Annotated in this window: 6 protein-coding genes; 1 reads left to right on the top strand and 5 read right to left on the bottom strand. The window is 55.1% G+C overall.

The features are described from left to right. The coding region (locus tag ACQ4N7_RS29870) for a hypothetical protein (protein WP_430715058.1) at window positions 1-214 on the top strand (214 nt) is incomplete at its 5' end. On the opposite strand, the gene ACQ4N7_RS29875 is transcribed toward ACQ4N7_RS29870, so the two are convergent. The 5 genes from ACQ4N7_RS29875 to ACQ4N7_RS29895 all read right to left on the bottom strand — a co-directional run bounded on the left by ACQ4N7_RS29875 (window position 191) and on the right by ACQ4N7_RS29895 (window position 5,032). Continuing rightward, complete coding sequence (locus tag ACQ4N7_RS29875) at window positions 191-604, bottom strand: hypothetical protein (RefSeq protein ID WP_430715059.1); 414 nt, start codon at window positions 602-604, stop codon at window positions 191-193. The two genes, ACQ4N7_RS29870 and ACQ4N7_RS29875, sit on opposite strands and share 24 nt — an antisense overlap. A gap of 11 nt (window positions 605-615) precedes the next feature. Beyond that, complete coding sequence (locus ACQ4N7_RS29880; protein WP_430715060.1) at window positions 616-1,944, bottom strand: DUF6745 domain-containing protein; 1,329 nt, start codon at window positions 1,942-1,944, stop codon at window positions 616-618. Next, the gene (locus ACQ4N7_RS29885) at window positions 1,931-2,257 is read right to left on the bottom strand and encodes a hypothetical protein (protein WP_430715061.1); all 327 of its coding nucleotides are present in this window, start codon (window positions 2,255-2,257) and stop codon (window positions 1,931-1,933) included. Before ACQ4N7_RS29885 ends, ACQ4N7_RS29880 begins: the two co-directional genes overlap by 14 nt. A gap of 100 nt (window positions 2,258-2,357) precedes the next feature. Then, the gene (locus tag ACQ4N7_RS29890; protein ID WP_430715062.1) at window positions 2,358-2,852 is read right to left on the bottom strand and encodes a hypothetical protein; all 495 of its coding nucleotides are present in this window, start codon (window positions 2,850-2,852) and stop codon (window positions 2,358-2,360) included. 2 nt (window positions 2,853-2,854) lie between these two features. Beyond that, entirely contained in the window at window positions 2,855-5,032 is a 2,178-nt protein-coding gene (locus ACQ4N7_RS29895) for a CHAT domain-containing protein (protein WP_430715063.1), read from the bottom strand. Window positions 5,033-5,189: the final 157 nt, after the last annotated feature.

The following is a 5,189-nucleotide window of genomic DNA, read 5'->3' on the forward strand; positions in this document are numbered from 1 at the left end:
ACTCATAACCGCGATCCTGAACCCGCTATGGCGTCTCGGAAACAGCATGAGCAGCGCACCTATCGAATCGAGTTCAAAATACACACGTACTGCTATGGCGCTGATTAGTTTTGTCAGTCAACCAGCCCAATCGCACGGCAATACAATTTGTATTACGAGACTGGGCAAAAACCCTGGCTGGGAAGATAACTCAAATCTCTTTGGCATTCAGTAAACCACTTACTAACTCGTGAAGGTTGTACTCGCCAAAAATGCCTGTAGTGGCAAAGGATTTTTTGGCCAGCCAGAAGCGTAGTTCCCCATCGTTGTCCTGCGAACTCATGACCCAGGCCGTATTCCAATCAAACCAGTCGTCGAGTACCCAGAGCGATCGCACCACAACGCGATCGCCCTGCTTGATCGCCGTCAGCGCCAACACAAACGTGGCTATGCCGTTATACTCACTGTCGATGGGGATGGCTGCCGCCTCACCATCCTCATTGAGCGATTGAATCGCCTGAGCCCAGTGGGTGAGCAGGGCTTTGTAGCGTTGGCTATCGTTGGCTTCGTGGCCAGCACGATCGCCATCAATAAAGAAATCCTTGCTGCTGACGTAAACTTGCATAGCGACCTCATCTACGTTTCAGTAGTAAACCAGTCAGGATCGGTACCCCAGTTGATCCAGGTGGCGGCCTCGCGGGCGGAGCGCAGTTTAGGTGGCACCCGCAGCACATAGATGGCCTGGGTGCTGGGGCAGGTCATTTTGAGTAAGTAGGTGGCTTCTATCCCTTCGCTGAAACCGTTTGGTCCGTACCAGATCGCCACTGGGCCGCTTAGGTCGTCCCAAATGGGTAGCCTCAGCAAGGTGTATTCTCGCCAGGTGTCGAGCACTTCGGCCTGGAGTTCCTCACACAGGCGGGCATAGCCAATTTCCTGGATCAAAATGCGCCGAATTTCGGCATTGCGCTCCTCCAGAACCCATTGAGACTGCCACTGGCTGACGGGTAGTCGGTGATATCGATGGGGCAGTTGAATACCGTGGTATACCGCGTAGTTGCCGTAGCCATCAGGGAAATAAATGGCTGGTTCACCCATGCTGTGCAGCGCACCGTCTGGGTCGTCGCGAAACTGGGGGCGATTGCAGACCAGACAAATCTCACGAAAGGGGCTGATAAAGCCCAACCCTAAGGCGCTCTCTAAAACGGAGCCAAGCACCGCTGGATCGGGTTGAAACCCAATGGAGGTGGCAAAGTCGTAGGCAGCGGCCCTGGCAATTGGGGGATACCAGAGGGCCTGGGGGAAGGACGATTGCCCCCGACTGAAGACCGACGACAGACTGACCTCCACCCGCAGCTGACGGTACAGACTCTCGGAGAGGTAGCGACGCTCCCGCTGGTCATAGATTTGGCCCTCCCCCTCGGGTGGCGGAAAATGCCAGAGGTTGCGATCGCCGAGCTTGCGGTGAGATCTGGGCTGTTTTCCCATCAGGTAATCTTCGGTGATTTCTAGCGATGTCAGGGGACGGCTGTAGTAGGGGTCTTGGTAACCACTTTCTTTCTCGTACAGTATGTATAAATTATCGGAGAGCTGCCCCGCTAAGCAATCGACAAAAAACCAGTCCCGGCTGTCTTTCTGGGTTGGGTCAGAGCCGCACACCTGCCAAAATAGAGCCTCGCAGAGGTTTTGCTGATCGCGATCGCGCAGGGCCAGAAACTCATCGTGCAGCGTCTGCTCTGACAGCGCTGCATCGTCAAACAACGCTAGCGTGACCAGTCCGATGGCGAAAGGGCTGGGTAAAAACACCACCTGGGGCGGTGAATAGCCCAGTCGTTGATAGAGATTGGCTACCGTAGCCGCAGCCCGGTTGCGATCGAGTCGCTGCGAAAATATCGCCTGCCACTTTTCTACGTAGGGCTGGGTGAGCGCCTTGGCTTCTTCATAGGTCAGAGTGTTAATCTTCGACATAGCTCCATCCCCCGGTCAGCGGCTCAGGGTTATATTCCCTCTGCAGGCATACGATCCAGGTGCCCTGGGGAATGGCGATGGGGGCATGTTCTTCGTGGGTGAGCAGCGCTGTTTCAGATAGCACATAGAGAAACATAGTGCCGTCTTTTTCGTATAGCTCAGCCTGGCCTTCGGTAATCTGGTGCCGGTGGCCGCTGGCTTCGCCGTGGGCCAGTACTACGTGGGATTGCTTGGTGCCTGGGTTGTTGTTAACCGGCGATGCGGCGATCAGCAGCACATCACCTTGCCTAAATCGGGCGGGGGGAATTTTCATTGGGAACCTCTAGTTGTGCCCTAGTGGCCTGTGTTCACCTTGACCTATATCTACGACTTCAAAACTTATTCTCAGCCTGGGGTTAACCGCGAGAGACGCACTATCGAGCAAAGATGAAAAAGGTAACTGCCGAAATGGCCAGAGTCAGGAGGCCGTAGGCCAGCACCTGTAGGCCCAACCGCCTTGGCGAACCGGGCCAGGCTGAAAACCTTAACCGTTCTAACTCTTGACGGTTAAGCTGAGTATGGTGGCAAATGTGATTGACCCACCAGGTTTGGGTGTGCGATCGCCCTAAATGCAGCCGCAATGCCACGGCCCCTACAGTCCAGAAATAGTGGTAGGCCAGCACAAAAAAGATATAGAGAATAGTAATGTTGACACAGCCGCTCATGTAGCGATTGGGCAACAGCCGCAGCCCTTTCCAAAAGCTCACCCTGGGGCTGCTGGTGGCATAGACAACAACAGCCAAAATAAGGCTGTTGATACCCAGGCAAATACCAAACAGCAGTGGAATATTGATCAGCGTCAGCGGCCACCCCAGCAGGATGGCCATAAACAAAACAGCATAGTCAAAACCAGTTGAGCGAATGGTCATGGTTACAATCCATTGCCAATCAGAATGAAGGGTGCCCAGTAGTAGGGGTGGGCTAGGGAGCCGCCTGCTACCAGAGGCTGTCCTGTCTGGGTGCTGATCAGCTCTATGGTGGCCCGCTGCCCCCCGACCGCCGAGAAATCTCCGGTGATTAGCGCAGTCTGGGCCGCTTGCAGCGCCTCAGCTTTGGTCATACCCTGGCCTAGGGCGTCGTAAAAAGCGGTCATCAGCACCTGGGTGCCCTGGTCGCTCACCTTCCACAGCGAGGCCAACACCGCCTGGGCACCCGCCTGCTGAATCTGGTAGCCCAGACCCAGAATTTCCACCCCGCTACCCAATTCCGGGCTGCCTACGGCGGTTTCACAGGCGCTTAGCACTACCAGCTCCGCATGGTTCAGCCTCCATCTGCTGCGAATTGTTTCTATGCTCACGGTTTCCTCGCTGCCCAACACGATAAAGGACTGGCTGGGCTGGTTTTCAACCATTGCGCCATGGGTGGCCAAATGAATAATGCTATAGCTACCCAGGCGATTTTCTAGCTCGGGGCGGCTAAAGCCCTGGTTGAGCAGCACGCTGGTATTGGGCATCTGCTCCGCCAGGGCGTTGACTTCGGTTTCGGTAAAGGGCAAATCATCAAATGAAAAGGTGGTTTCGCCCACGGTAAAGGTAAAGCTGCACTGGGCGCAGGCCGCCGCCAGCAAGCGCCGCCGATCAACATCAGGCACCTCACCAATTTTGCTAACAGAGACGGCGACAATGTTGCTGAGGCTAAAACGCTGGTTCAGGTACTGCTCCCCATCGTGTAGAGCCGCCAGGGGTACATAGCGCAGGGCACCATCGGGGGAGTAGAGAATGGACTCAATGCCCGCCTGCTCCAAGGTTTGCTCTAGGGGGGCCACCAGCCAGGTGTAGAGCTGCTGGGCTAGGGGTTGAATGTCGCTGTTGGGGTCTTTTAGAGCCTGGCCAAAGGCCACAATCGCTCGGTTCAAGTCTTCGCCTTTGACATTGATGGGGTAGCGCAGGGGTGGCCCGTCAGCGGTGACCAGGACAAGTTCGAGGCGATCGGGCAAAATCAGCGGGTAGAGTAGCGCCGTCTCTTGGGGCAGAGTACGCAGCTCGGCTTGCAGGGTTTGGTACTCGGTCTCGATATCGAGGTTTTGCCGCCGGGTTTGCTGGCTAATCTGGCTCAGCAGCTCTGAAACTTCGGGCAGGTCGAGAAAGGCAATGAAGCGGCTTTGCACATCGCTGTAGCGCTGGCGCAGGGTGGTGAGGCGTTGCTGCTGCTCTGGGCTAAGGTTGTCGTAACCGAGGTCTTTACCGAGGTCTTCCAGTTGGGTGAGTTCATCGCTGTCGGCGATAACCTGTTCGTAGAGGGCCAACAGGTCGGATTCAACATGCCAAAAGGCAACACCGCTGCTGGTGTCAGCGCTGCTTCGGACGCCCCGCAAGGAGTCGTCAAGTTCTTGCACCTTGAGCAGGTCGAGCACCCGCTGGGCTTCTAGCACTCGATCTTGCTGCAAGAGTAAGTCAGCTAGTTCACGATAGGTGTCGGCGACCGTGTCAACATAAGACTGCTGGAGCGATTGATCTAGCCCTTGCAAACCCACCCGGATGCCTTCGCGGGTGTTGACAGATTGTTTATAGAAGGCGATCGCTAGTTCTGGTTGGTTGCTCTGGGCCAGTACTTTGCCAATATCGGCTAGCACCAGCGCCTCGCCAGAGGGGTTACCAATATGGCGATGTATGGCCAGCGCCTGCTCAAAATAGTCCATGGCTTGCTCGGTATCGTCCAAGCCTCCATAGGTTAGCCCCAGACCGCCCAGCACCGAGGCTTGCAAAAATCTGGCATCCATATCAGAGACTAGATCCAGGGCTTCTTGGTAAGTGGCCAATGCCTGCTCATAGTTGCCCTGACGTGCATAGACAATACCAAGATTATCTAGAGCACGCACCTGACCTAGCAAATTACCAGCATCTTGGTGAATGGCCAAGGCTTGCTGGTTGTAGTCAATCGCTTGGTCATATTGCTGCTGACGATGGTAGACACCTGCCATGCTGTTCAGTGTTAAAGCTTGGCCACCAACACTGCCATTAGCCACATCAATGTCTAGAGAACGCTGGTAATAATCGAGCGCTGTGGCGTACTGCCCCAATTTGAGGTAAATAAATCCCAAACTGTGCAATGTTATTGAAACTTGTACTTGAGAATCAATGGCACTGGTCTGTTAACAGGAGATACTTTGAAACCCTCTCAGGCAGAGGAGTTCCTGGGTGGATAGCAAGCGATTGCACAAGCCGATCGCCATGGCCGGAGTCGTCGGTTTGCCCAGTCCCCCATGA

Origin of the sequence: Nodosilinea sp. AN01ver1, from assembly GCF_050565655.1 — a bacterium.
GTDB lineage: Bacteria > Cyanobacteriota > Cyanobacteriia > Phormidesmidales > Phormidesmidaceae > Nodosilinea.

Coding starts and splice junctions, on each gene's coding strand:
- ACQ4N7_RS29875 (WP_430715059.1), bottom strand. CDS start 604: ATGCAAGTTTACGTCAGCAGCAAGGATTTCTTTATTGATGGCGATCGT.
- ACQ4N7_RS29880 (WP_430715060.1), bottom strand. CDS start 1,944: ATGTCGAAGATTAACACTCTGACCTATGAAGAAGCCAAGGCGCTCACC.
- ACQ4N7_RS29885 (WP_430715061.1), bottom strand. CDS start 2,257: ATGAAAATTCCCCCCGCCCGATTTAGGCAAGGTGATGTGCTGCTGATC.
- ACQ4N7_RS29890 (WP_430715062.1), bottom strand. CDS start 2,852: ATGACCATTCGCTCAACTGGTTTTGACTATGCTGTTTTGTTTATGGCC.